This window comes from Variovorax sp. P4_B11 (genome assembly GCF_056402355.1).
The window spans coordinates 158,097-184,632 of the sequence record NZ_JBFUHO010000006.1 but is presented as its reverse complement, the minus strand read 5'-3'; the positions used below and the strand labels follow the sequence as shown (position 1 = coordinate 184,632).

Below are 26,536 nucleotides of genomic sequence, written 5' to 3'. Positions count from 1 at the left end.
GATGAACCCGCCGCTGAGCATGGCGCAAGGCGCCACCGACGTGCCGCTGATCGAGCAGACCCTCGGCGATTTCTTCGACGACATGGCCGCCCGCCAGGGCGACCATGAGGCGCTGGTCAGCGTGCACGAGGGCAAGCGCTACAGCTACCGCGCGCTGCAGCGCGAAGTCGACCGGCTGGCCAGCGCTCTGCTGGGCCTGGGGCTGGTGCCGGGCGACCGCGTCGGCATCTGGTCGCACAACAACGCGCCCTGGGTGCTGATGCAGCTGGCCACGGCCAAGGTCGGCATCGTCCTGGTCAACATCAACCCGGCCTACCGCAGCGCGGAGCTCGAGTACGCGCTCAACAAGGTGGCGTGCAAGGCCCTGGTGACGATGAAGCGCTTCAAGACCAGCGACTACGTCGGCATGCTGCGCGAGCTGGCGCCCGAGCTGGCCGCCGCGGCGCCCGGTGCCTTGAAGGCCGCCCGGCTGCCGCACCTGCGCAGCGTGGCCTGGATCGATGCGGCCGGCGACGAGGGCGAGCTGCCTGGGCTGCTGCGCTTCTCGGCGTTGCACGACAGCGGCGACGCCGACGATCCGCAGGTGGCCGCCATCGCGAAGACCCTCAAGGCCACCGACCCGATCAACATCCAGTTCACCAGCGGCACCACCGGCTTTCCCAAGGGCGCGACGCTGACCCATCGCAACATCCTCAACAACGGCTTCTTCATCGGCGAATGCATGAAGCTGTCGCCGGTCGATCGCCTCTGCATCCCGGTGCCGCTCTACCACTGCTTCGGCATGGTGCTGGGCAACCTGGCCTGCCTCACGCACGGCGCCACCATCGTCTATCCGAACGACGGCTTCGACCCGCTCACGGTGATGCAGACGGTGCAGGCCGAGAAGTGCACCGGGCTGCACGGGGTGCCGACGATGTTCATCGCCGAGCTCGACCATCCGCAATTCAAGGCGTTCGATTTCTCGACCTTGCGCACCGGCATCATGGCCGGCTCGCCCTGCCCGACCGAGGTCATGAAGCGAGTGGTCGAGCAGATGCACCTGCGCGAGATCACGATCGCCTACGGCATGACCGAGACCAGCCCGGTGAGCTGCCAGAGCTCGACCGACACGCCGCTCGAGAAGCGCGTGTCCACCGTCGGCACGGTGCAGCCGCACCTCGAGATCAAGATCGTCGATCCGGCCACGGGGGAGATCGTGCCGCGCGGCAGCTCGGGCGAGTTCTGCACCCGCGGCTATTCGGTGATGCACGGCTACTGGGAGGACGAGGAGAAGACCCGCGAGGCGATCGACGCCGACGGCTGGATGCACACCGGCGACCTCGCCACCATGGACGCCGAGGGCTACGTCAACATCGTCGGCCGCATCAAGGACATGGTGATCCGCGGCGGCGAAAACATCTACCCGCGCGAGATCGAGGAGTTCCTGTACCGCCATCCGAAGGTGCAGGACGTGCAGGTGGTCGGGCTGCCCGACAAGAAGTACGGCGAGGAGCTGTGCGCCTGGATCATCGCCAAGCCGGGCCAGAGCCTGAGCGCCGACGAGGTGCGCGACTTCTGCAAGGGCCAGATCGCGCACTACAAGGTGCCGCGCTACATCGAGTTCGTGACCCAGTTCCCGATGACGGTCACGGGCAAGATCCAGAAGTTCAAGATTCGCGAAGCAATGAAGCACCAGCTCGGGCTGGACGAGGACAAGACTGCATGAAGCTCGAGACCCAACTCAACGCCCGCTCGGCGGAATTCCAGGCCAACGCGACCGCGATGCGGGCGCTGGTCGACGACCTGCATGCGCAGTTCGCCAAGGTCGAGGCCGGCGGCGGCGAGGCGGCGCGCAGCAAGCACACGGCCCGCGGCAAGCTCCTGCCGCGCGACCGCGTGGCGCAGCTGCTCGACCCGGGCACGCCCTTTCTCGAGGTGGCGCCGCTCGCGGCGCATGCGATGTACCACGGCGCGGCGCCCGGCGCGGGCCTGATCGCGGGCATCGGCCGAGTCAGCGGCGTCGACTGCATGATCGTCTGCAACGACGCGACCGTGAAGGGCGGCACCTACTACCCCGTCACCGTCAAGAAGCACCTGCGGGCGCAGGAGATCGCCGAGCAGAACCGCCTGCCCTGCATCTACCTGGTCGACTCCGGCGGCGCCAACCTGCCGAACCAGGACGAGGTGTTCCCCGACCGCGACCACTTCGGCCGCATCTTCTACAACCAGGCGCAGATGAGCGCCCAGGGCATCGCCCAGATCGCGGTGGTGATGGGCTCCTGCACCGCGGGCGGCGCCTACGTGCCGGCGATGAGCGACGAGAGCATCATCGTGAAGAACCAGGGCACCATCTTCCTGGGCGGCCCGCCGCTGGTGAAGGCGGCCACCGGCGAAGTGGTGACGGCCGAAGACCTGGGCGGTGGCGACGTCCACACCCGGCTGTCGGGCGTGGCCGACCACCTGGCGCAGAACGACCTGCATGCGCTGGCGCTGGCGCGTTCGGCCGTGAAGAATTTGGGCGATAACCGGGCGCAAGCGCCCGGTCCTTCTGGGGTCCGCGCCCCCTCTTTCCCTGCGGAGGAACTGTACGGCGTGATCCCGACCGACACCCGCAAGCCCTTCGACGTGCGCGAGATCATCGCCCGCATCGTCGACGGCAGCGAGTTCCACGAGTTCAAGTCGCGCTTCGGCAGCACCCTGGTCTGCGGCTTCGCCGAGATCGAGGGCATGCCGGTCGGCATCGTCGCCAACAACGGCATTCTGTTCAGCGAATCGGCGCAGAAGGGGGCCCACTTCATCGAGCTGTGCTGCCAGCGCAAGACGCCGCTGGTGTTCCTGCAGAACATCACGGGCTTCATGGTGGGGCGCAAATACGAGAACGAAGGCATTGCGCGCCACGGCGCCAAGATGGTGACGGCGGTGGCCACCGCCAACGTGCCCAAGTTCACGATCATCATCGGCGGCAGCTTCGGGGCCGGCAACTATGGCATGTGCGGCCGCGCCTACTCGCCGCGCTTCCTCTGGATGTGGCCCAACGCGCGCATCAGCGTGATGGGCGGCGAGCAGGCCGCGAGCGTGCTGGCCACGGTCAAGCGCGATGGCATCGAGGCCAAGGGCGGGCAGTGGAGCGCGGAAGAAGAAGAAGCCTTCAAGTCGCCGATCCGCCAGCAGTACGAGGTGCAGGGCCACCCCTACTACGCCACCGCGCGCTTGTGGGACGACGGCATCATCGACCCGGCCGACACCCGGCGCGTGCTGGCGCTGGGCCTGGCGGCGGCGCGCAATGCACCGATCCCCGAGCCGAAGTTCGGCATCTTCCGCATGTGAGCGCGATGTCGCTGCCGAACTACTTCGCCAGCCTCGCGCGCTACCACGTGTGGGCGACGCAGCGGCTGGTCGCGTCGAACCTGCAGGGGCTGTCCGATGACGCGTGGCATCGCGACTGCGGCCTCTACTTTCGCTCGGTGCACCGCACGGTCAACCATCTGCTGCTGACCGACAACATCTGGTTCGCGCGCTTCGCCGAAGGCCAGTCGCTGCGCCTGGCGCTCGATACCGAGCTGCATGCCGATCGGGCCGATGTTTGCGATGCGCTCGGCCAGGCCGTGACGCGTTGGAGCCCGTGGCTTGCCGTGCTGCCGCCCGAGCGATTCGATGGCGAGCTGGCCTACACGCGCAACAACGGCGAAGCGGTGCGCATCCCGTTCGCGCCGGCGCTCGGCCATGTGTTCAACCATGCGACCCACCATCGCGGCCAGCTCACCGCCGCATTGACCGCGATGGCCCAACCCGGGCCCGAGCTCGATTGGGTCTATCTGCTGCAACAGGAAGCGAAATCGCCATGAGCACGTCTTTCAACACGCTGAAGCTGTCGATCGAAGGTGCTGTCGCGCGCATCTGGCTCGACCAGCCCGACGCCCGCAATGCCTTCGACGACGTCGTGATCGCCGAGCTGACGCAGGCCTTCCTCGAAGCCGGCGCTGCGCCGCAGGTCAAGGCCATCGTCCTCGGTGCGAACGGCCCGGCCTTCTGTGCGGGCGCGAACCTCAACTGGATGCGGCGCATGGCCGATTACACGCGCGACGAGAACCTCGCCGACGCGGGCAAGCTGGCCGCCATGCTGCGCACCATCGCCGACTGCCCCAAGCCCACCATCGCGCGTGTGCAGGGCGATGTCTATGCCGGCGGCATGGGACTGGTCGCGGCCTGCGACATCGCGGTCAGCGTGGATACCGCCTGGTACTGCCTCAGCGAGGTCCGGATCGGCCTGGTCCCGGCGACCATCAGCCCTTATGTGCTGCGCGCGATGGACACGCGGGCGGCGCAGCGCTGGTTCCTCACGGCCGAGCGCTTCGCGGCGGCCGAGGCGCACCGCATCGGCTTCGTGCACGAAGTGGTGGCCGCCGACGCGCTCGATGCCAAGGTGGCCGAGATCGTCAAGGCGCTGACCAGTGCCAGTCCGGCCGCGGTGCGGGCCTGCAAGACATTGATTGCCGACGTGGCGGGCCGGGAGATCGACGATGCGCTGATCGCGAAGACGGTCGAGGGCATCGCCGACATCCGCGCGAGCGACGAGGGGCGCGAGGGCGTGCAGGCGTTCCTGCAGAAGCGCAAGCCATCCTGGTTGAATCCATGAACTCGCTCGACATGCCGCAACTGCTCGCCCTGGCGGCCGCGCTCGGCTGGGCCAGCGGCGTGCGCCTGTACCTGGTGGTGCTGCTGGTCGGACTGGCCGGCTACCTGGACTGGATGCCGCTGCCGAGCGGGCTCCAGCTGCTGGCGCACCCTGTGGTGCTGGCGGCCAGCGGCTTCATGGTCTTCGTCGAGTTCTTCGCCGACAAGATCCCGGGCCTCGATTCGATCTGGGACATGGTGCACACCGCGATCCGCATTCCCGCCGGCGCCGCGCTGGCGGCCGGCGTGTTCGGCGCCGACCATGCGGCGATGGCGCTGGTGGCGGCCCTGCTCGGCGGCGGTTTCGCGGCCACTGCGCATGCGGCCAAGGCGACCACGCGGGCAGCGATCAACACCTCGCCCGAACCCTTCAGCAATGTCGGCGCCTCGCTGGTCGAGGACACGATGGTGCCGGCCGGCCTCTGGCTGGCGGTCGCGCATCCGCTGGTGTTCGGCCTTCTCTTCATCGTCGTGCTGGTGCTCAGCGTCTGGCTGATCCGAAAGAGCTGGCGCTTCCTCAAATCCTTGTTCGGCCGCGTGGCGCGGATCTTCAGCGGCCGGCCCGACCCGGGCGTGGTGCCCGCCTTCCAGCTCAAGAAAAATCCTCCTGGAGACTCATCGAATGTTTAAGAAGATCCTCATCGCCAACCGGGGCGAGATCGCCTGCCGGGTGGCCGCGACCGCGCGCCGCATGGCCGTGCGCACGGTGGCCGTGTATTCCGACGCCGACGCCCACGCCAACCATGTGCGGGCCTGCGACGAATCGGTGTACCTCGGCGGCAGCGCGCCCAAGGAGAGCTACCTGCGCTGGGAAAAGATCCTCGAGGCCGCCAAGGCCACGGGCGCCGAGGCGGTGCACCCGGGCTACGGCTTCCTGAGCGAGAACGAGGAATTTGCGCAGGCCTGCGCCGATGCCGGCCTGGTCTTCGTCGGCCCGCCGCCGTCGGCGATCAAGGCGATGGGGCTGAAGGCGGAATCGAAGCAACTGATGGAGAAGGCCGGCGTGCCGCTCGTGCCCGGGTACCACGGCAGCGACCAGGACCCGGCGCTGCTGCAGCGCGAGGCCGACCGCATCGGCTATCCGGTGCTGATCAAGGCCAGCGCGGGCGGCGGCGGCAAGGGGATGCGCGTGGTCGAGAAGACGGGCGATTTCGCCGCCGCGCTGGCCTCCTGCCGGCGCGAGGCGATCAACAGCTTCGGCGACGACGCGGTGCTGATCGAGAAGTACGTGCAGCGGCCGCGCCACATCGAGATCCAGGTCTTCGGCGACACGCACGGCAACTACGTCTACCTGTTCGAGCGCGACTGCTCGGTGCAGCGGCGGCACCAGAAGGTGCTGGAGGAGGCGCCCGCACCCGGCATGACGGACGCCATGCGCAAGCAGATGGGCGAGGCGGCGGTGGCCGCGGCGCGGGCGGTGAACTACGTCGGCGCCGGCACGGTGGAATTCATCGTTGAGCAGCGCTCGGACGGCGAGATGAATTTCTTCTTCATGGAGATGAACACCCGACTGCAGGTTGAGCATCCCGTGACCGAAGCCATCACCGGCCTGGACCTGGTCGAATGGCAGCTGCGCGTGGCCTCGGGCGAAGCGCTGCCGCTGAAGCAAGACCAGTTGCAGATCCACGGCCACGCGATCGAGGCGCGCATCTGCGCCGAGAACCCCGACAACAATTTCCTGCCGGCCACGGGCACCCTGCGCGTCTATCGCAAGCCGCAGGCCACGGCCTTCCAGCGCAGCCGCGTGCGCATCGACGACGGCGTGCGCGAGGGCGGCGTGATCTCGCCCTTCTACGACTCGATGATCGCCAAGCTGATCGTGCATGGCGCGACGCGCGAGGAAGCGCTGGCGCGGCTCGACCTGGCGTTGGCGCAGACCCACATCGTGGGCGTGGCGACCAACGTGCAGTTCCTGCGCGGCATCCTGCGCACCGACTCGTTCGCCAATGCCAGGCTCGACACCGCGCTGATCGAGCGCGAGCGCTCGGTGCTGTTCGACCAGGAGCCGCTCGGCTTGCCACTGGCGGCCGCCGCGTCGATTGCGCGCACCTTGCTGGCCGAGGCGGCGAGCGCCGGCGCCGATCCGTTCAGCCGCCGCGACGGCTGGCAGTCGCATGGCGTCGCGGTGCGGCCCTTCGAATTCGAGTTTCGAGGCGAGCCGAAGAGCGCCACGCTGCGCTACCTGCACGATGGCGCGCTCACGCTCCAGGTCGGCGAGGTCTCGGGGCCACTGACGATCGGCAGCTTCCCGTCGGGCGAGCTCGAACTGCAGTTCAATGGCCAGCGCCACACGCTCAACGTCTACGAGGACGAGGCCACGGCCCATGTGTTCGGCGCCGAGGGCGCGACCCGGATCGTCGCCATCGACCGGCTCGCGCATGCCGGCGAAACGCATGCCGAAGGTGGCCGACTCACGGCACCGATGCCCGGCAAGGTGGTGTCCTTCGCGGTCAGGGCCGGCGACAAGGTCAGCCGCGGCCAGCCATTGGCCGTGATGGAGGCGATGAAGATGGAGCACACCATCGCGGCGCCGGCCGACGGCACGGTCGAGGAGCTGCTGTACGTGCCGGGGGACCAGGTCGCGGAGGGGGCTGAGCTGCTGCGCATCGCGGCATAGGCCGATGCCCAGGCGAGCTCGCAATTAAGCTCGGGGGATGACTTCCCGAATCCGAATCACCGTCTGCCTGACCGACAACCGCCCCGATCCCTGGATCGAGGGTCTCCGTGCCGCCTTGCCCGAAGCCGAGGTGGAGAACTGGGCGCCCGGCGCCGCGCCGGCCGACCATGCCGTGGTCTGGGCGCCACCGCAGCAGTTTCTCGACGAGCAGCCGGGCCTGCGCGGGCTGTTCAACATCGGCGCCGGTGTCGATGCACTGCTCAAGCTCGAGGTGGCGCCGCAAACGAAGGTGGTGCGGCTCGACGACGCCGGCATGTCGGTGCAGATGGCCGAGTATGTCTGCCATGCGCTGATCCGGCATTTTCGCGAGTTCGATGCCTACGAAGCCGAGGCTCGCGCCGGCCGCTGGAGCTATCGCAAGCCGCGCGAGCGCAGCGACTTCCCGGTCGGCGTGATGGGGCTCGGCGTGCTCGGCGAGCGCGTGGCCAAGGCCGTGGCGCAGTTCGAGTTTCCCGTGAATGGCTGGAGCCGATCGCCCAAGCAGATCGACGGCTTGCGCTGCTTCGCCGGTGAGGCTCAGTTCGACGACTTCCTCGGCGCCAGCCGCGTGCTCGTGAACCTGTTGCCGCTGACCGCCGAGACGCGCGGCATCCTGAACAGCGACACGCTCTCGAAGCTCAACGGCGGCCAGGCCGGCGGCTATTTGATCAACGTGGCGCGCGGCGCCCACCTGGTCGACGACGACCTGATCCCGCTGCTCGACAGCGGCCAGTTGGCGGGCGCCACGCTCGACGTCTTCAACGTCGAACCGCTGCCGGCCGGGCATCCGTTCTGGTCGCATCCGAAGATCACGGTGACGCCGCACGGCTCGGCGCGGACCGAGCGAGACACATCGATCAAGCAAATCGTCGGGAAGATCCGGGCGATGGAGCGGGGGGAAGCGGTGGCGGGGGTGGTCGATACCGGGCGAGGGTACTGAAATGAAACACCCCCGAAGCGCCTGCGGCGCCTCGAGTCGCTGCCAGAGGCAGCGGCTCTTCGGTTCCGTCCAAGCCTGCGCAGGCAGGCTTGGAGCCGCGGACCTCAGCCCCTCGAGGGGGCGATACCGGCGGCCCGGCAAAGCCGGTTCCGCGGTATCCCTGGCATTTGGCTGCGCCGGTTTCATGCGTCGTGGGTCGCGCGACAGCGTGGTGGAAAACTGAAATGGCCCGCGCAGCAGGGCCTGCGCCGGACCTCTCCCTGCCCGCGTCTGAAGCTTCCGCGTGAGGCCGGCGCGATGCCTTCCTCGCCATCGCTCGGGGAAAACCCACCCCTCTAAAAACTTCACAGGCATGAAAATAAATTCATGAGTGTGAAAACAGCATTGCGCGTGTTCGAGATCATCGAGGCCTTCGCGCAAGAGAAGCAGCCGTTGGCGCTGTCGGAAATGGCGCGGCTTCTGGACATGCCCGTGTCCTCCTGCCTGGGCCTGATCCGTACCCTCGAGGAGCGCGGCTATCTCTACGAGACCGGTCGCCGCCAGGGCTACTACCCGACCGGCCGGCTGCTGGCGATGGCGCAGGTGATCGCGGCCCACGATCCCGTGCTCGACCGGGTCAAGCCGGCGCTCGTCGAACTGCGCGACGGCGCGCGTGAAACCGTGGTCTTCGGCAAGCTGCGCGAGGGCGGGCAGGTGGTGTACCTCGAAGTCGTCGATGCGCCGCAGAGCATTCGCTACACCACCGGCGCCGGCGAGACCCGGCCGGCCTATGCCAATTCCATGGGGCGTGCGCTGCTGTCCACCCTGACGCCCGAAGCGCGACGGGACTACGTCAAGGCCACCCAACTCGTGCGCCTGACCGACTCGACGCTGACGACCGCGTCCGCGCTGGCCGGGGAACTCGAGCGCTCGGCCGCCCGCGGCTGGTACGCCAACCTCGGCGAGAGCATTCCCGACCTCGCGGGCATTGCCTGGCCGGTGCACATCGGCGGCCGGGCCTACGCCATCTCGGTCGCCGGACCGCGCTACCGCATCGAGCCGCGCATCGAGGAAATCGCCGCGATGCTGCGCGCCGCCTGCCGGTCGATCGAGGAGCCGCAGCGCGCCGCCGCTGCCACGCCCAAGAAACGGTGACCGCCCGCCGCGGTCCTTCAGAGGGAGACGATCATCATGAACAAGAGCCTTTCGAGACGCCGGCCGATGCCCGGCCTGGCAGCGCCGATGCCATGAACCGAAGCACCGCCGGCGCGCCGCGCTACTTCATCCGCGAAGCCGAGATCCCCGGCTACCACCCGGCCAACCACACCGGCACCCTCAACAAGCGCCTGATCGGCCCCGAGACCGTCGGCGCCAGCCAGATCGAGATGCTGGTCGGCCAGATCCAGAAGGGCCAGGGCGCGCTGCCGCATGCGCACCCGGGCATCGAGCAGGTCTGCTACCTGCTCGAAGGCCGTGCCGTGGCCGAGGTCGGCGGCCAGCGCCAGGAGTTGGCGCCGGGCGACTGCTGCTTCTTCCCGGCCGATGCGATGCACAGCTTCACCGTGGTCAGCGACGAGCCGGTGCGGGTGCTGGTGATCTACAGCCCGCCGTACGAGGAATCGCCCGAGCGGGTGATCCGCCCCTGACGCCTCGCCGCGCCACGTCAAACCAACAGACAGGAGACTCGCATGCAGAAGATCGACAGGCCATCCGCCGGCACCCGCCGCCGTTTCATCGCCCTCGGGGCCGGCCTGGGCCTCGGCGGCGCCATGCCCTGGGCGCTGGCGCAGGACGGCGCCTACCCGAAGCAGCCGATCCGGCTGGTGGTGCCGTTCGCCGCCGGCAGCGGCACCGACGCGGTGGCGCGCATCACGGCGCAGATGCTCGGCGAGGCGCTCAAGGGCTCGGTGATCGTCGACAACAAGGCCGGCGCCAACGGCGTGATCGCGGCCGAGGCGGTGGCCAAGGCGGCGCCCGACGGCTACACGCTGTTCATGACCACCAACACCACGCACTCGGCCAACCCGAGCCTGTTCAAGCGGCTGCCCTATGACCCGGTCAAGGACTTCACGCCGGTCAGCCGCATGGGCAACCTGCCTTTCATGCTGGTGGTCAACAACGACCTGCCGGTGAAGAACGTCGATGAGCTGCTGGCCTGGGGCCGCGCGAATCCGGGCAAGCTCAGCTATGCCAGCGGCAACAGCACCGGCATCGTGAGCGGCGCCACGCTGTCGCGCATGAGCGGCATCCCGATGCTGCACGTGCCCTACAAGAGCACGCCGCCGGCCATCGCCGACCTGATCGGCGGCCAGGTGTCGATGATGGTGGTCGACCTCGCGGCCGGCCTCGCGACCGTCAACGCCGGCCGCATGCGCGCCATCGCGGTCACCACGCAGGAGCGCACCAAGCTGTTTCCCGAGCTGCCTCCGCTGGCCGACACACCCGCGCTCAAGGGCTTCGACATCACCTCCTGGAACGGTGTCTATGGACCGGCCGGCATGCCGAAGGAGATCGTCACGAAGCTCAACCAGGCCCTGGCCGGCATGGCCGACAGCGCGGTCTTTCGCGAGCGGGTCGCCAAGCTCGGCTTCGACGCCTTCGGCAGCACGCCCGAGGAGCTCGGCAGCTTCACGGTGTCCGAACTCGGCAAGTGGAAGAAGCTGATCCAGGCCGCGGGCATCCAGGCCGAATGAAGGACTCGACGGCAGCCGCAGGGGCGGGTGGTCCCTTGCAGGGCATCCGCATTCTCGACCTCACGGCGGTGGTGATGGGCCCCTACGCGACGCAGATCCTCGGCGACCTCGGCGCCGACGTGATCAAGCTCGAGCCGCCGGCCGGCGACAACCTGCGCGCGGTCGGCCCGATGCGACATGCCGGCATGGGCGCGATGGCGCTGCACCTGAACCGCAACAAGCGCTCGCTGGTGCTGGACCTGAAACGGCCCGAAGGCCGCGAGGCCTGCCTGCGGCTGGCAGCCGGCTGCGATGCGCTGATCTACAACACGCGGCCGCAGGCCATGGCGCGGCTCGGGCTCGACTATCCGGCTGTCGCCGAGGCCAACCCGAAGATCGTCTACGTCGGCTGCGTCGGCTATGGCGAGGACGGCCCCTATGCCGGCAAGCCGGCCTACGACGACCTGATCCAGGGCGCGGCCGGCATCGCCTCGCTGTTCGCGCAGCAGAGCGGCGGTGCGCCGCGCTACGCGCCGGTCACGCTGGCCGATCGTGCGGTGGGCCTGCAGGCCGCCATCGCCTTGCTCGCGGCCGTGCTGCACGCGCAGCGCAGCGGCCGGGGCCAGGCCGTCGAGGTGCCGATGTTCGAGGCGCTGGCGCAGTTCGTGATGGGCGACCACCTCGGCGGCCACAGCTTCGAGCCGCCGATCGGGCCCACGGGCTATGCGCGCCTGCTGGCCGCGCACCGCAAGCCCTACGCCACGGCCGATGGCCATCTCAGCGTGCTGATCTACAACGACAAGCACTGGCAGGCCTTCTTCGACGTCATCGGCCGGCCCGCGCTGCGCGATTCGCCGATGTTCGGCAACCACACGGCGCGCGCGGCCCACATCGCCGAGGTCTACGCCTTCGTGGCCGAAGTGATGGCGACGCGCACCTCCGATCAATGGCTGGCCGCGCTCGAAGCGGCCGACATTCCGGTCGCGCGCCTGCACACGACGCAAAGCCTGCTCGACGATCCGCATCTGCGCGCGGTCGGCTTCTTCCGCGACATCGACCATCCGAGCGAAGGCCGGATCCGCACGCCGGCGCCGATCGGGCGCTACGGCGAGACGCCGGCCGCGCTGCGCCGGCCGGCGCCGCGCATCGGCGAGCACAGCGTTGAGCTGCTGCGCGAAGCCGGCTATGGCGAGCACGAGATCGAAGCCCTGCTGGCCAATGGCACGACGCTGCAACCCGCTCCCCCTCCCTCCGAATCACCCCCATGAACTTCTCCCTCAACGACGACCAGCGCGCGCTGGTGGCCGCCATCGAGCGGCTGTGCGAAAACTTTCCCGCCGACTACTGGCGCGCGCACGACGACAGCGCCACCTTCCCGCATGAATTCCACCGCGCCGTGGCCGCCAGCGGCTGGCTCGGCATCGCGATGCCCGAGGCGCAGGGCGGCGCCGGGCTCGGCATCACCGAGGCGGCGCTGATGATGCGCGCCATCAGCGCCTCGGGTGCCGGGATGTCGGGCGCGTCGGCCATCCACATGAACATCTTCGGCCTCAATCCGGTGGTGGTGTTCGGCAGCGAGGATCAGCGCCAGCGCTTCCTGCCGCCGCTGATCGCGGGCCAGCAGAAGGCCTGCTTCGCGGTCACCGAACCCGACGCCGGGCTCGACACCACGCGGCTCAAGACCCAGGCGCTGCGCCAGGCCGGCGGCGGCTACCTGCTGCACGGCCGCAAGATCTGGATCTCGACCGCGCAGGTCGCCGACCGCATGCTGATCCTGGCGCGCACCACGCCGCTCGAGGAGGCGAAGAAGCCGACCCAGGGCCTGACCCTGTTCTACACGGCGCTCGATCGCAGCCGCGTCGAGGTGCGCGAGATCCACAAGCTCGGCCGCGCCGCGGTCGATTCCAACATGCTGTTCATCGACGGGCTCGAAGTGCCCGAGGCCGACCGCATCGGCGAGGAGGGCAGGGGCTTCGAGTACATCCTGCACGGCCTGAACCCCGAACGCATCCTGATCGCGGCCGAAGCCGTCGGCCTCGGCCGCGCGGCGCTGCGCATCGCGGCGCAGTACGCCAGGGAGCGCGTGGTATTCGGCCGGCCGATCGGGCAGAACCAGGGCGTGGCCCATCCGCTGGCGCGCGCCTGGGCCAACCTGGAGGCGGCCGACCTGATGGTCTTCAAGGCGGCGGCGCTGTACGACGCCGGCGCGCCCTGCGGCATCGAAGCCAACACGGCCAAGTACCTGGCGGCCGAGGCCGCGCACGACGCCTGCCAGAACGCGATCCTCACGCTCGGCGGCATGGGCTACGCGAAGGAATACCATGTCGAGCGCCTGCTGCGCGAGAGCTACATCCCGCGCATCGCGCCGGTCAGCCCGCAGATGATCCTCAACTTCATTGCGGAGAAGGCCTTGGGCCTGCCTAAGTCTTACTGAGACATTGCGGGACTTCTTGAGACATTGCGGGACAGACCAAGAAATTGCGCAGCAATTTTTGCTCTGTCCTCAACCGATCAGAAAGATTGCCAGCAATTCCTGCCCCATCCTCAACCGATCAGATGCAGTAGAAAATGGCGTCTGCACCTTCCTCTTCGACCACGAGCGTCCCATGAACCTCCCTCCCAAAGTCAAGATCGTCGACGTCGGCCCGCGCGACGGCCTCCAGAACGAGAAGCAACCGGTGTCGGCCGAGATCAAGATCGGCCTCGTGCACCGCCTGCAGGATGCCGGCCTGAAGGAGATCGAGGTCACCAGCTTCGTTTCGCCCAAGTGGGTGCCGCAGATGGCCGACAACGCCGAAGTCATGCACGGCATCCGGCGCAAGCCCGGCGTGCGCTATTCGGTTCTGACGCCGAACATGAAGGGCTTCGAGGCCGCGATTGCCGCGCCGCGCGAAGAATGGCCCGACGAGATCGTGGTCTTCGGCGCCGCCAGCGAGGCCTTCAGCCAGCGCAACATCAACTGCTCGATCGCCGAGAGCATCGAGCGTTTCCGGCCGGTGGTGGCGGCGGCACGCGAACACGGCATCTACGTGCGCGCCGCGATGTCGTGCGCCGTGGGCTGTCCCTACGAAGGCGAGATCGCGCCGTCGCGCGTCGACATGCTGGCCGGCCTCATGAAGGAGATCGGCGTGCAGCATGTCGGCGTGGCCGATACCATCGGCGTCGGCACGCCGCTGAAGGTGCAGCGCGCCATCGAGGCTACGCTCAAGCACTTCGGCATCGACGACATCTCGGGCCACTACCACGACACCTACGGCCAGGCGCTGGGCAACACGCTCGCCAGCCTGGAGATGGGCGTCTGGCAATACGACACTTCGTCGGCCGGCCTCGGCGGCTGCCCCTATGCCAAGGGAGCGACCGGCAATGTCGCGACCGAGGACGTGGTCTACATGCTGCACGGCATGGGCATCGAGACCGGGATCGACCTCGACCTGCTGATCGACGCCGGCGTCTACATCAGCGAGGCGCTCGGGCGCGAGCCGAACTCGCGGGCCTCGAAGGCGATCCGCAACAAGAGGACCGCCTGAAATGAAACACCCCCCGAAGCGCCTGCGGCGCCTCCCCCCTCAAGGGGGGCGATACCGGCGGCCCGGCAAAGCCGGTTCCGCGGTATCCCTGGTGTCGGACTGCGCCGGTTTCATGCGTCGCGGGTCGCGCCAGCCGCAGTGGAGCAACTACGATGAAAAGCCCCCACGCTCATCGCTTCGCGTATCGCTGCCCCCCGAGGGGGTGCTCAGTGCCCTTCGGGCGGCCGGGCGGGCACTGATGTGTGCGGTGCCGAGTTGACTTCACTGCCCGAGGGCGTGCAGCGCGTCGCCCGCCTGCTGCAGGACAGGGGCCATCCCCACGCGCCGCAGATGCTCGACGACGCCGCGCGCACCGCCCAGCAGGCGGCCGATGCGCTGGGTATCGAGGTGGCGCAGATCGCCAAGAGCATCGTCTTCCGGCGCAAGTCCGACGATGCGGCCGTGCTGGTCGTGACCTCGGGCGACAAGCGCGTGGACGAGAAGAAGGTCGAGGCCCTGGTCGGCAAGCTGGGTCGCGCCGATGCCGACTTCGTCAAGTCCCGCACCGGCTTTTCGATCGGCGGCGTTTCGCCCTTCGCGCACGCCACGGCACCGGTGATCCTGATCGACCGCGAGCTGTTTCGCTTCGAGGAGATCTGGGCAGCGGCCGGCCATCCGCATGCGGTCGTGCGCCTGCACCCGCAAGACCTCGAGGGCCTGACCGGCGCACCGGTCGCGGACGTGGTGTGAGCATCGCCGCCACGCTGTCGACCCTGCCGGAGCGCGCCGAGGCCGCACGCGCCCTGGCCCGCGACCTGCCGTCGCCCTGCATCTCGATCTGCCGCATGGACCCGGCCACGGGCTTCTGCGAAGGCTGCCTGCGCACCCTCGCCGAGATCGCCGCCTGGAGCCGCATGGACGACGCCGGCAAGCGCAGCGTCTGGCGCGCCATCGAACTGCGCGCCGAAGCCGGCTTCGGCCCCGCGGCCGGAGACGCGCCATGAAACACATCACCTTCCATCTCGACTTCATCTCGCCCTACGCCTACCTGGCCTTCGAGCAGCTGCCGCAGACGCTCGAGGGCCTGAGCTACAGCGTGGCCTACCGGCCGGTGCTGCTCGGCGCGCTGCTGAAGCACCACGGCCAGCTCGGCCCGGCCGAAATCCCGGCCAAGCGCAGCTGGACCTACCGCCACGTGCTGTGGCTCGGCCAGGCGCACGGCATCCCGATCCGGATGCCCGCGACGCACCCCTACAACCCCCTGCCGCACCTGCGGCTGGCGCTGGCGACCAGCGCCGATGGCGACATCAATCGCCATGTGGCCGAGACTGTCTTCCGCGATGTCTGGTGCACGGGCGGCGAGCCCGGCGACGCAGCGCGCCTGGCGACGCTCGCGGCATCGCTGCGGCCGCAGCGGGAGGCCGGCGGCGAGGCGGTCAAGGCGCAGCTCAAGGCCAACACGGACGACGCCATCGCGCGGGGCGTGTTCGGGGTCCCGGCCTTCGAGGTCGACGGCCGCCTGTTCTGGGGCTTCGACGGCCTGGCGATGCTGCGTGCGTACCTCGATGGCGAGGCCTGGTTCGACGGGCCGGACTGGGCCGGCGCCGACCAGCGGCCTTCGCTGCGCCGCGGCAATCCCTAGTTTTCCTGCAATCTGAAACGCAAGCTGCGGGTTGCACCTTAAACCGTCAGCCGCCGTTCAGTTTCGCGACAGCCTCGGGTCAGTCGCCGCTCCAAGAATGCGTCACGTCCCACGCCGTGGGCGCAATTTCAACAGGAGACGACATGGCAGCAGTACTAGATTCAGGGGGAGCGTCGCGCGTTCCCCGGCCCATGAGCCAGGAAGAGAAGAAGGTCATCTTCGCCTCGTCGCTCGGGACCGTGTTCGAGTGGTACGACTTCTACCTCTACGGCTCGCTCGCGCCCGTGATTGCGCGCCAGTTCTTCAGCGGCCTCGATGCCGGCGCGGCCTTCATCTTCGCGCTGCTGGCCTTCGCCGCCGGCTTCCTGGTGCGTCCCTTCGGCGCCATCGTGTTCGGCCGGCTTGGCGACATGATCGGCCGCAAGTACACCTTCCTGGTCACGATCCTGATCATGGGCCTGTCGACCTTCATCGTCGGCCTGCTGCCGAGCTACGCGACCATCGGTGTCGCGGCGCCCGTCATCCTGATCGCGCTGCGCATGCTGCAGGGCCTTGCGCTCGGCGGCGAGTACGGCGGGGCCGCCACCTACGTGGCCGAGCATTCGCCGCACGGCAAGCGCGGCGCCTACACCTCGTGGATCCAGACCACCGCCACGCTCGGCCTGTTCCTGAGCCTGCTGGTCATCCTCGGCGTGCGTGAGGGCGTGGGCGAGGCCGCCTTCGCCGAATGGGCCTGGCGTGTTCCCTTCCTGGTGTCGATCCTGCTGCTGGGGGTGTCGGTGTGGATCCGGCTCTCGCTGTCGGAGTCTCCCGCGTTCCAGAGGATGAAGGCCGAGGGCAAGACCTCGAAGGCCCCGCTGTCCGAATCCTTCGGCGAATGGAAGAACCTGAAGATCGTGATCCTGGCGCTGATCGGCCTGACCGCCGGCCAGGCCGTGGTCTGGTATTCGGGCCAGTTCTACTCCCTGTTCTTCCTGACGCAGCAGCTCAAGGTCGACGCCACCACCGCCAACCTGATGATTGCCGCCGCGCTGTTGCTCGGCACGCCCTTCTTCGTCATCTTCGGCACGCTGTCCGACAAGATCGGCCGCAAGCCGATCATCATGGCCGGCTGCCTGCTGGCCGTGGTGACCTACTTCCCGGTCTTCAAGATGCTGACCGAGAGCGCCAACCCGGACCTGGCCCGGGCCCAAGCCACGGCCGGCGTCGTCGTGACCGCCGATCCGCGCTCCTGCTCGTTCCAGGGCAACCCTGTGGCGCGCGAGATCGACTTCAGCAGCTCCTGCGACATCGCCAAACGCTACCTGGTGCAGAACTCGGTGAGCTACGAGCGCGCCGACGGCCCACCCGGCTCGCCCGCCGTCGTCAAGATCGGCGAGCTGGCGATCACGGCGCCCCAGGGCAACGTGGTCAGCCACAAGTTCGACGAGGCCTCGACCAAGGAGATCGCGGCCTTCAAGAAGAGCGTCGCCGAGCAGCTGAAGACCGCAGGCTATCCGACCAAGGCCGACCCGGCCAAGATCAACAAGGTCATGACGGTGGTGCTGCTGTTCTGGCTGGTGCTGCTGGTGACGATGGTCTACGGCCCGATCGCCGCCATGCTGGTCGAACTGTTCCCGACCCGCATCCGCTACACCTCGATGAGCCTGCCGTACCACATCGGCAACGGCTGGTTCGGCGGTCTGCTGCCGACCACCGCCTTCGCGATCGTGGCCAGCACCGGCAACATGTACAACGGCCTCTGGTACCCGATCGTCATCGCCGCGATGACGCTGGTGGTCGGCACGATCTTCGTTCGCGAGACCAAGGACGTGGACATCTACGCGAACGACTGACCGTTCGCAGGCTCGAGGGCCTCGGCCCTCGGTTCAACAAAGAGGCTTCCCGCCCACCCGGCGCGAGGCCTTTTTCTTGAACAGCGCAGGAGACTCGATCCTGCGAAACAGCCCGGCCTGTTTCCGCATGTAAGTGGATCGTCCGCGCCGGAAGTCCCTGCGCCAGCGTGGACCATCCGGGGCTGGGCGCCCCGGCCCCGCCGGTGTTCCTAGAATGTCTGCCCCACCCCCCAAGGCATTCATGACACAGGGCTCCATCCGGATTCGCGGTGCACGTCAGCACAACCTCCAGAATCTCGACCTCGACATCCGCACCGGCGAGATGACGGTGGTCACCGGGCCGAGCGGCTCGGGCAAGTCGAGCCTGGTGTTCGACACCCTCTACGCCGAAGGCCAGCGGCGCTACGTCGAGACCTTCTCGGCCTACGCGCGCCAGTTCCTCGACCGCATGGACAAGCCGGCGGTCGACAAGGTCGAGGGCGTGCCGCCCGCGATCGCCATCGACCAGACCAACCCGGTGCGCTCGTCGCGCTCGACCGTCGGCACGATGACCGAGCTCAACGACCACCTGAAGCTGCTGTTCGCGCGCGCGGCGCAGCTGTTCGACCGCGAGACCGCCTTGCCGGTGCGGCACGACTCGCCCGATTCGATCTATGCCGAACTGCTGGCACGCGCCGCCGCGGCCGGCGATCCGCGCGTGGTGCTGACTTTCCCGGTCGAGCTGCCGGCCAGCACCACGACCGAAGAGGTGACGCAGTGGTTGTCTGCCAGCGGCTTCACGCGGGTGCAGGCCGAGCGCGAAGTGGCGACGCCGACTGGCCCGCGCAAGGTGCTCGATGTGGTCGCCGACCGCTTCCGCATGGCCAACGCCGAGCGCGCGCGCGTGGTCGAGGCGATCGAGGTGGCGCTGAAGCGCGGCAGCGGACGGCTGACGGTGTATGCGTTGCCTGCGCAGGAGGGCGCCGAGCCCGAGATATGGAAGTTCTCCACGGGACTGCATTGCCCCGAAAGCGACATCCGCTACGCCGACCCGATCCCGTCGATGTTCTCGTTCAATTCCGCGGTCGGCGCCTGCGAGACCTGCCGCGGCTTCGGCCGCGTGATCGGCGTCGACCTCGGCCTGGTGATCCCGAACGAGAAGCTCACCCTGCGCGCCGGCGCGATCAAGACCATCCAGACACCGGCCTGGAAGGAAGCCCAGGACGACCTCATGCGCCACGCCGAGGCTGCCGGCATTCCGCGCGACACGCCATGGAACAAGCTCACGCCGGAGCAGCAGCACTGGGTGATCGAGGGCTCGCCGAACTGGAAGGGCAAGTGGAACCAGCAGTGGTACGGCGTGCGCCGCTTCTTCGCCTACCTCGAGAGCAAGGCCTACAAGATGCACATCCGCGTGCTCTTGTCGAAGTACCGCAGCTACACGCCGTGCCCGGCCTGTGCGGGCGCGCGGCTCAAGCTCGAGAGCCTGCTGTGGCGCATCGGCAGCAAGGAAGACGCCGACGCCGTGCTGGCGCCGGAGAAGCGCTTCATGCCGGTCGGCGTGAAGTGGTCGCGCGAGCAGTTGGAGGCGCTGCCGGGCCTCTGCCTGCACGAGCTGATGCTGCTGCCGATCGAGCGATTGCGGCGCCTCTTCGACGGCATCGAGAGCCATGGCAACAGCAGCACCGCGAGCGAAGGCGACGTGCAGGCGCTCAAGCTGCTGTTCGATGAGATCACCACCCGCCTGCGCTACCTGCACGATGTCGGCATCGGCTACCTCACGCTCGACCGCCAGAGCCGCACCCTGAGCGGCGGCGAGGTGCAGCGCATCAACCTCACGACCGCGCTCGGCACCTCGCTGGTCAACACGCTGTTCGTGCTCGACGAGCCCAGCATCGGCCTGCATCCGCGCGACATGAACCGCATCACCGAGGCGATGCTGCGCCTGCGCGACGCCGGCAACACGCTGGTGGTGGTGGAGCACGACCCGGCCGTGATGCTGGCCGCCGACCGCGTGATCGACATGGGCCCGGGGCCGGGCGTGCGCGGCGGGCAGATCGTGTTCGATGGCAGCACCGACGCGCTGCGCGACGCCGACACGCTGACCGGCCAGTACCTGGGCGGGCGCAAGCAGATCGGCATGGGCTTCCGGCGCATGGTGAGCGACAACACGCCGCGGCTCATCCTCGAGGGCGTGCGCGAGCACAACCTGCAGGACATCACGGTCGAGCTGCCGCTGTCGCGGCTGGTCTGCATCACCGGCGTCAGCGGTTCGGGCAAGTCGACCCTGGTGCAGGACGTGCTGGCGCCCGCCCTGATGCGCCACTTCGGCAAGGCGACCGAAAGCCCGGGCGCGCATGACCGCATGCTCGGCGCCGATCACCTGAGCGACGTGGTCTTCGTCGACCAGTCGCCGATCGGCAAGACGGCCCGCTCCAATCCCGCGAGCTACGTCGGCGCCTGGGACGCCATCCGCGAGATCTTCGCCACCGCGGCGCTGTCGCGGCAGCGCGGCTACACGGCCTCGAAGTTCAGCTTCAACAGCGGCGACGGCCGCTGCCCGACCTGCGGCGGCTCGGGCTTCGAGCATGTCGAGATGCAGTTCCTGTCGGACGTCTACCTGCGCTGCCCGGACTGCGACGGCAAGCGCTACCGGCCCGAGATCCTCGAGGTGACGATCGAGCGTGCCGAGCGCAACCTGAACGTCGCCGACGTGCTCGACCTCACGGTGGCCGAGGCGGCCGCGGCCTTCGGCAACGACCGCGAGGTGCTGCGCGTGCTGCAGCCGATCGTCGACGTCGGTCTCGACTACGTGAAGCTGGGCCAGCCGGTGCCGACGCTCTCGGGCGGCGAGGCGCAGCGCCTCAAGCTCGCGGGCTTCCTGGCCGAGGCCGCCAAGAGCGGCAGTGCCAGCAAGCAGCCGCTGGCGCGCAAGGGCACGCTGTTCCTGTTCGACGAGCCGACCACCGGGCTGCACTTCGACGACATCGCGCGCCTGATGCGGGCGCTGCGCAAGCTGCTCGACGCCGGCCACTCGCTGGTCGTGATCGAGCACAACCTCGACGTCATCCGGGCCAGCGACTGGATCATCGACCTCGGCCCCGAAGGCGGCGAGGGCGGCGGCCAGGTGGTTGCGATCGGCACGCCCGAGCAGGTGCGCGAGAACCCGGTCTCGCTGACCGGCGCGGCGCTGGCCGACTACGAACTGGCGGTCGGTCCGGGCGCCTACAAGGTGGCCGAGCGCGCCGCCCGCAGCTATGCGGCGCGGGTGCAGCCGCAGCAGGGGCGCGAGGCGATCCAGATCGTCAATGCGCGCGAGCACAACCTCAAGAACCTCTCGGTCGACATCCCGCGCGGCAAGTTCAGCGTGGTCACCGGCGTGAGCGGATCCGGCAAGTCGACGCTGGCCTTCGACATCCTGTTCAACGAAGGGCAGCGGCGCTACCTCGAATCGCTCAACGCCTATGCGCGCAGCATCGTGCAGCCTGCGGGCCGGCCCGAGGTCGACGCGGTCTACGGCATTCCGCCGACCGTCGCGATCGAGCAGCGCCTGTCGCGCGGCGGCCGCAAGAGCACCGTCGGCACCACCACCGAGGTCTGGCACTTCCTGCGGCTGCTCTACGTCAAGCTCGGCATCCAGCACTGCATCCACGACGGCGCGGCGGTGCAGCCGCAGACGCCCGACAGCATCGCCGCGCAGCTGCTGAAGAACTTCAAGGGCCAGCACATCGGCCTCCTGGCGCCGCTGGTGAGCAACCGCAAGGGCGTCTACACCGAGCTGGCCGACTGGGCGCGGCCACGCGGCTTCACCCATCTGCGGGTCGATGGCGAGTTCCTGCCGACCACCGGCTTCCCCCGCATCGACCGCTTCAAGGAACACAGCATCGAGCTGCCGGTGGCCAGCCTCGACGTGCTGCCGGCGCAGGAGACCGAACTGCGCCAGGCGCTGACCCGCGCGCTCGAACACGGCAAGGGCGTGGTCCACGTGCTGAGCAACCTGACCGGCCTGCGCGCGGCGATGATGGCCGGCGCGCCGACCGTCGGCATCGGGCACGCGCACGTGTTCTCGACCCTGCGCGCCTGCCCGGTGTGCAGCACCAGCTACGCCGAGCTCGATCCGCGCCTGTTCTCCTACAACAGCAAGCACGGCTGGTGCCCCGATTGCGTGGGCACCGGCGTCAAGCTCACGAAGGAGCAGCGCAAGGTCTACGACGACTCGGTGATGGCCGACGACCAGAAGGGCCGCGAACAGACCTTCGCCGAGCCCGAGGCGGAAGACGTGGGCGAGGTCGTGTGCCCGACCTGCGAAGGAACGCGGCTCAATGCGACCGCGCGTGCCGTGCTGTTCGGCGAGGGCGGCGGCATCGGGATCACCGAGCTGGCGCGCATGAGCGTGACCGACATCCGCGTCTGGTTCGAGAACGTCGTGCTGAGCGGCCGCCAGGCAGAGATCGCGCGCGACCTGGTGCCCGAGATCAAGAGCCGGCTCGAGTTCCTCGAAGAGGTCGGGCTGGGCTACCTCACGCTCGACCGCGGCGCGCCGACCCTGAGCGGTGGCGAGGCGCAGCGGATTCGGCTCGCGGCCCAGCTCGGCAGCAACCTGCAGGGCGTCTGCTACGTGCTCGACGAACCGACCATCGGTCTGCACGCGCGCGACAACCAGATCCTGCTCGACGCACTGCACAAGCTCGGCGACAAGGGCAACACGCTGGTGGTCGTGGAGCATGACGAGGACACGATCCGCCGCGCCGACCACATCATCGACATCGGTCCGAGCGCGGGCAAGCGCGGCGGCCGGCTGGTCGCCGAGGGCAGCGTCGCCGACATCGAGGGCGCGAGCGATTCGCAGACCGGCCGCTACCTGCGCGACGCGATCCGGCATCCGCTGCAGGCCCGGCGCAACGTGCCGGCGCCGGAGCCCGGCGCGCCCGATTGGCTCAGCGTGCGCGGCGCCGACCTGCACAACCTGAAGGATGTCGCGGTCTCGCTGCCGCTGCACCGGTTGGTCGCGGTCACCGGCGTCAGCGGCTCGGGCAAGTCGACCCTGGCGCGCGACGTGCTGCTGGCCAACGTGTATGCGGTGGTGGTGCAGCGCATGACCAAGGCCGGCCGCGATGCCGATGCCGCGGGCAAGCATCCGAAGTGGGTGGGTTGCAGCGCGGTGGATGGCTACGAGACCATCGACCGGGTGCTCGAGGTCGACCAGACGCCGATCGGCAAGACGCCGCGCAGCTGCCCGGCGACCTACATCGGTTTCTGGGACACGATCCGCAAGCTCTTCGCCGACACGCTCGAAGCCAAGGCGCGCGGCTACGGCCCGGCGCGCTTCAGCTTCAACACCGGCGAGGGCCGCTGCCCGGGCTGCGACGGCGCCGGCGTGCGCACCATCGAGATGAGCTTCCTGCCGGATGTGAAGGTGCCGTGCGAGGTCTGCCACGGCGCGCGCTTCAATCCCGAGACGCTGGCCGTCAGCTGGCGCGGCAAGAGCATCGGCGACGTGCTGCAGATGGAAGTCGACGAGGCGGTGGCGTTCTTCGCCTCGATGCCCAATATCAGCCATCCGCTGCAGCTGCTGAAGGACGTCGGGCTCGGCTACCTGACGCTGGGCCAGCCCTCGCCGACGCTGTCGGGCGGCGAGGCGCAGCGCATCAAGCTGGTGACCGAGCTCAGCAAGGTGCGCGACGACGTCACGCGGCGCGGCAACAAGGCGCCGCACACGCTGTACGTGCTCGATGAGCCGACCGTCGGCCTGCACATGGCCGACGTCGAGAAGCTGATCCACGTGCTGCACCGGCTGGTCAACGGCGGCCACAGCGTGGTCGTGATCGAGCACGACCTCGACGTCATCGCCGAGGCCGACTGGCTGATCGACCTGGGGCCGGAAGGCGGCAACGGCGGTGGGCGTGTGGTCGCGGCGGCGCCGCCTGAAGAGGTGGTGAAGCTGGGGACGCACACGGGCGTGGCGCTGGCGTCGGTGCTGGCGCGTTCGCGGGAACGGCATGAGGTGCTGACGCTGCCGGTGCGCGAAGCGAAGTCGGAGCCGAAGCGGCGCGAAGCGTGATTGCGTCGGCTTGTTCGTTCGGGGGCGCCCGGCACGCGGTACGGGCCGGTCGACCCCACTGCGCCGGCCCTTCGGGCTGCCTTGCGGTGCTCGCTTCAGGCGGGGTCCGCGCAAACTCGCTGCGCTCAAACACGCGCGGCCCTTGATCCGCCTGAAGCTGCGCTCCTCAGCGGTGCAGAGGGGATCGCCCGTCCCGCACCGCATGCCGGGCTTCGGGGTGTGCGAGCAGCCCCCTGCGCTTCCAGCGTCGCAATGCAACCCCAACCTGTCCACGGCGGTGGGCGGTATGCCCCGGGCCGGCCGTTGAGGCACCGCCGAGCAGCGCAGCGGTACGCGGATCAGGGCTCGCGACTGTTTGAGTGGAGCGCAGCGGAGCGAGTTTGAGCGAGACCCCGCGTACCGCGAGCAGCGCAGGGAAGCCCGAAGGGCCGGTGACGTCGGCCGGCCCGGGGCATACCGCCCGCCGCCGCCCCCACGCTCTTCCGCGTTACCCTAGCGCCATGCTCACGATCTACAACGACCGCCACGCCCTGCACCACGGCAAGGTCGAGATGTTCCGCGGCGAACTCGTGCCTTGCTTCGAGGTCCCTGCGCGTGCCGACTATGTCCTGCAGGAACTCAAGCAGCGCAGGCTCGGCGCGATCGAAGCGCCTGAGGCCTTCGACGACGCCGCGATCGCGCGCGTCCATGCGCCGCGCTACCTCGATTTCCTGTCGACGGCATGGGACGAATGGGTCGCACTCGACCCGGCCAACGCCACACGCGACGCGCTGCCTTCGTACTGGCCGATCCGTACCTTCCGCTCCGACGTGCTGCCCGCGAGCTTTCCCGCGCGCATGGGCCTGTTCTCGTACGACGCCGGCACGCCGCTGACCGCGGGCACCTGGACCGCGGCGCGCGCGGGCGCCTGCTGCGCATTGACCGCCGCGGCACGCGTGCTGCAAGGCGAGCGTGCCGCCTTCGCGCTCACGCGCCCGCCGGGCCATCACGCGGGCACTGACTTCTTCGGCGGCTACTGTTTCCTCAACAACGCGGCGATCGCCGCACAGAGCCTGCGCGATGCCGGCATCGACCGCGTCGCCGTGCTCGACATCGACTATCACCACGGCAACGGCACGCAGGCCATCTTCTACGAACGCGCCGACGTCCAGTTCACCAGCCTGCATGGCGATCCGCACACCGAGTACCCGTACTACCTCGGTTATGCCGACGAGCGCGGCACGGGAGAGGGCCTGGGCTTCAACCACAACCTGCCGCTGGCGCGCGGCAGCGGCTTCCCGCTCTGGCGCGAAGCGCTGGCGACCGCGCTGCGGGGCATTGCGGACTTCAGGCCCGGCGCACTGGTGGTCTCGCTCGGGCTCGACACCTTCGCGGGCGATCCGATCGCCGGCTTCACGCTCGCCACGCCCGACTACCTGCGGATCGGCGAGGACCTTGCCCGCGCCGGATGGCCCACAGTGTTCGTCTTCGAGGGCGGCTACGCGGTGGCCGAGGTCGGCGCCAATGCGGTCAACGTGCTCGACGGCTTCATGCAGCAGGCCGGCTGAGGGAGCGCGCTGACGCACCGGCGACTCGACCGGGGAGATACCCGCTTGCCCCGCGAAAGTCCCTGCGGCCCAATGCGGCCATTCGAATCCGTTCCGGAGTGCTTCCCATGTTTCGTCGTTCCCTCCTGTGTGCCGCGCTGCTCGGCGTGGCCGCCACCGCGGTCCACGCCCAGACCTTCCCGACCCGGCCGATCAAGCTGATCGTCGCCTTCCCGGCCGGCGGCCCGACCGACATCACGATGCGGCAGCTGGCCGACAACGCCTCCAAGATCCTCGGCCAGCCGATCGTGGTCGACAACAAGCCGGGCGCCGGCGGCACGCTGCCCGCGCAAGCGCTGCAGACCGCGCCGGCCGACGGCTACACCATCGGCCAGATCCCGCTCGGCGTGTTCCGCCTGCCCTACACGACCAAGATCAACTGGGATCCGGTCAAGGACATCAGCTACGTGATCAACGTCACCGGCTACGCCTTCGGCATCGCGGTGCCGGCCGACAGCCCCTTCAAGACCTGGAACGATTTCGTCGCCTATGCCAAGGCCAATCCGGGCAAGCTGACCTACGGCTCGACCGGCAATCTCACCAGCCCGCACCTGACCACCGAACTGGTGGCGCAGCAGCTCGGCATCCAGTTGCAGCACGTGCCCTACAAGGGCAGTGCCGACCTGGCGCAGGCGGTGCTCGGCAACCACCTGATGGCGATCGCCGATTCGACAGGCTTCGCGCCGCTGGTGGAGTCCGGCAAGCTGCGGGTGCTCAACACCTGGGGCGAGAAGCGGCTGGCCAAGTTCCCCGACGCGCCGACGCTGAAGGAACTGGGCATCGACATCGTGCAGAACTCGCCCTTCGGCATCGGCGCGCCCAAGGGCACGCCGCCCGCGGTCGTGAAGAAGCTGCACGACGCTTTCAAGCAAGCCATGGAAGAGCCCAGCTATGTGGCCGCGCTGGGCCGCTACGACATGCTGCCGATCTACATGAGCTCGGCCGACTACGCGAAGTTCGCGCAGACCACCTTCACTCGCGAGAAGGCGCTGATCGAAAAGCTCGGGCTGGGCAAGCCGCAATGAGC

The 26,536-nt window shown here is 68.8% G+C and carries 20 protein-coding genes; all 20 read left to right on the top strand.

What is annotated here, in order from left to right; all coding sequences use genetic code 11:
- Window position 1: 1 nt before the first annotated feature.
- The 20 genes from AC1DYD_RS09035 (at window position 2) to AC1DYD_RS08940 (ending at window position 26,534) form a co-directional block, all read left to right on the top strand.
- A complete protein-coding gene (locus AC1DYD_RS09035) occupies window positions 2-1,705 on the top strand; it encodes an AMP-binding protein (RefSeq protein ID WP_478172403.1) in 1,704 nt (567 codons plus the stop codon).
- Window positions 1,702-3,306: a carboxyl transferase domain-containing protein gene (locus AC1DYD_RS09030; protein WP_478172402.1), complete on the top strand. Its 1,605-nt coding sequence runs from the start codon at window positions 1,702-1,704 to the stop codon at window positions 3,304-3,306. The genes AC1DYD_RS09035 and AC1DYD_RS09030 overlap by 4 nt, the downstream gene beginning before the upstream one ends.
- Window positions 3,307-3,311: 5 nt before the next feature.
- Entirely contained in the window at window positions 3,312-3,824 is a 513-nt protein-coding gene (locus tag AC1DYD_RS09025) for a DinB family protein (RefSeq protein WP_478172401.1), read from the top strand.
- Window positions 3,821-4,615, top strand: a complete 795-nt coding sequence (locus AC1DYD_RS09020) for an enoyl-CoA hydratase/isomerase family protein (protein WP_478172400.1) — start codon at window positions 3,821-3,823, stop codon at window positions 4,613-4,615. The genes AC1DYD_RS09025 and AC1DYD_RS09020 overlap by 4 nt, the downstream gene beginning before the upstream one ends.
- Complete coding sequence (locus tag AC1DYD_RS09015; RefSeq protein ID WP_478172399.1) at window positions 4,612-5,283, top strand: DUF4126 domain-containing protein; 672 nt, start codon at window positions 4,612-4,614, stop codon at window positions 5,281-5,283. The genes AC1DYD_RS09020 and AC1DYD_RS09015 overlap by 4 nt, the downstream gene beginning before the upstream one ends.
- Window positions 5,276-7,270 carry an acetyl-CoA carboxylase biotin carboxylase subunit gene (locus AC1DYD_RS09010; protein ID WP_478172398.1) on the top strand — a complete coding sequence of 665 codons (1,995 nt, stop codon included), beginning with the start codon at window positions 5,276-5,278 and terminating at the stop codon, window positions 7,268-7,270. The genes AC1DYD_RS09015 and AC1DYD_RS09010 overlap by 8 nt, the downstream gene beginning before the upstream one ends.
- Window positions 7,271-7,319: 49 nt before the next feature.
- A complete protein-coding gene (locus AC1DYD_RS09005) occupies window positions 7,320-8,249 on the top strand; it encodes a 2-hydroxyacid dehydrogenase (RefSeq protein WP_478172447.1) in 930 nt (309 codons plus the stop codon).
- Between the two features lie 366 nt (window positions 8,250-8,615).
- A complete protein-coding gene (locus tag AC1DYD_RS09000; RefSeq protein WP_478172397.1) occupies window positions 8,616-9,383 on the top strand; it encodes an IclR family transcriptional regulator in 768 nt (255 codons plus the stop codon).
- Between the two features lie 92 nt (window positions 9,384-9,475).
- Entirely contained in the window at window positions 9,476-9,874 is a 399-nt protein-coding gene (locus tag AC1DYD_RS08995) for a cupin domain-containing protein (protein ID WP_478172396.1), read from the top strand.
- Window positions 9,875-9,916: 42 nt separating this feature from the next.
- The gene (locus tag AC1DYD_RS08990; RefSeq protein ID WP_478172395.1) at window positions 9,917-10,921 is read left to right on the top strand and encodes a Bug family tripartite tricarboxylate transporter substrate binding protein; all 1,005 of its coding nucleotides are present in this window, start codon (window positions 9,917-9,919) and stop codon (window positions 10,919-10,921) included.
- On the top strand, window positions 10,918-12,168 hold the full coding sequence (locus tag AC1DYD_RS08985; RefSeq protein ID WP_478172394.1) for a CaiB/BaiF CoA transferase family protein: 1,251 nt from the start codon (window positions 10,918-10,920) through the stop codon (window positions 12,166-12,168). Before AC1DYD_RS08990 ends, AC1DYD_RS08985 begins: the two co-directional genes overlap by 4 nt.
- Entirely contained in the window at window positions 12,165-13,334 is a 1,170-nt protein-coding gene (locus AC1DYD_RS08980; RefSeq protein WP_478172393.1) for an acyl-CoA dehydrogenase family protein, read from the top strand. The genes AC1DYD_RS08985 and AC1DYD_RS08980 overlap by 4 nt, the downstream gene beginning before the upstream one ends.
- Window positions 13,335-13,506: 172 nt before the next feature.
- Window positions 13,507-14,427, top strand: coding sequence for a hydroxymethylglutaryl-CoA lyase (locus tag AC1DYD_RS08975; protein ID WP_478172392.1), 921 nt, complete (start codon window positions 13,507-13,509; stop codon window positions 14,425-14,427).
- A gap of 240 nt (window positions 14,428-14,667) precedes the next feature.
- On the top strand, window positions 14,668-15,156 hold the full coding sequence (locus AC1DYD_RS08970; protein ID WP_478172391.1) for a YbaK/EbsC family protein: 489 nt from the start codon (window positions 14,668-14,670) through the stop codon (window positions 15,154-15,156).
- The gene (locus tag AC1DYD_RS08965; RefSeq protein ID WP_478172390.1) at window positions 15,153-15,410 is read left to right on the top strand and encodes a DUF1289 domain-containing protein; all 258 of its coding nucleotides are present in this window, start codon (window positions 15,153-15,155) and stop codon (window positions 15,408-15,410) included. Before AC1DYD_RS08970 ends, AC1DYD_RS08965 begins: the two co-directional genes overlap by 4 nt.
- The gene (locus AC1DYD_RS08960) at window positions 15,407-16,048 is read left to right on the top strand and encodes a 2-hydroxychromene-2-carboxylate isomerase (protein ID WP_478172389.1); all 642 of its coding nucleotides are present in this window, start codon (window positions 15,407-15,409) and stop codon (window positions 16,046-16,048) included. The genes AC1DYD_RS08965 and AC1DYD_RS08960 overlap by 4 nt, the downstream gene beginning before the upstream one ends.
- Window positions 16,049-16,191: 143 nt before the next feature.
- Window positions 16,192-17,883, top strand: coding sequence for an MFS transporter (locus AC1DYD_RS08955; protein ID WP_478172388.1), 1,692 nt, complete (start codon window positions 16,192-16,194; stop codon window positions 17,881-17,883).
- Window positions 17,884-18,124: 241 nt separating this feature from the next.
- Window positions 18,125-23,923: an excinuclease ABC subunit UvrA gene (uvrA, locus tag AC1DYD_RS08950; RefSeq protein ID WP_478172387.1), complete on the top strand. Its 5,799-nt coding sequence runs from the start codon at window positions 18,125-18,127 to the stop codon at window positions 23,921-23,923.
- Window positions 23,924-24,423: 500 nt separating this feature from the next.
- A complete protein-coding gene (locus AC1DYD_RS08945; RefSeq protein ID WP_478172386.1) occupies window positions 24,424-25,470 on the top strand; it encodes a histone deacetylase family protein in 1,047 nt (348 codons plus the stop codon).
- A 107-nt stretch (window positions 25,471-25,577) separates the two neighbouring features.
- Window positions 25,578-26,534 (top strand): Bug family tripartite tricarboxylate transporter substrate binding protein, encoded by a 957-nt coding sequence (locus tag AC1DYD_RS08940; protein ID WP_478172385.1) that lies wholly within the window; start codon window positions 25,578-25,580, stop codon window positions 26,532-26,534.
- Window positions 26,535-26,536 lie beyond the last annotated feature (2 nt).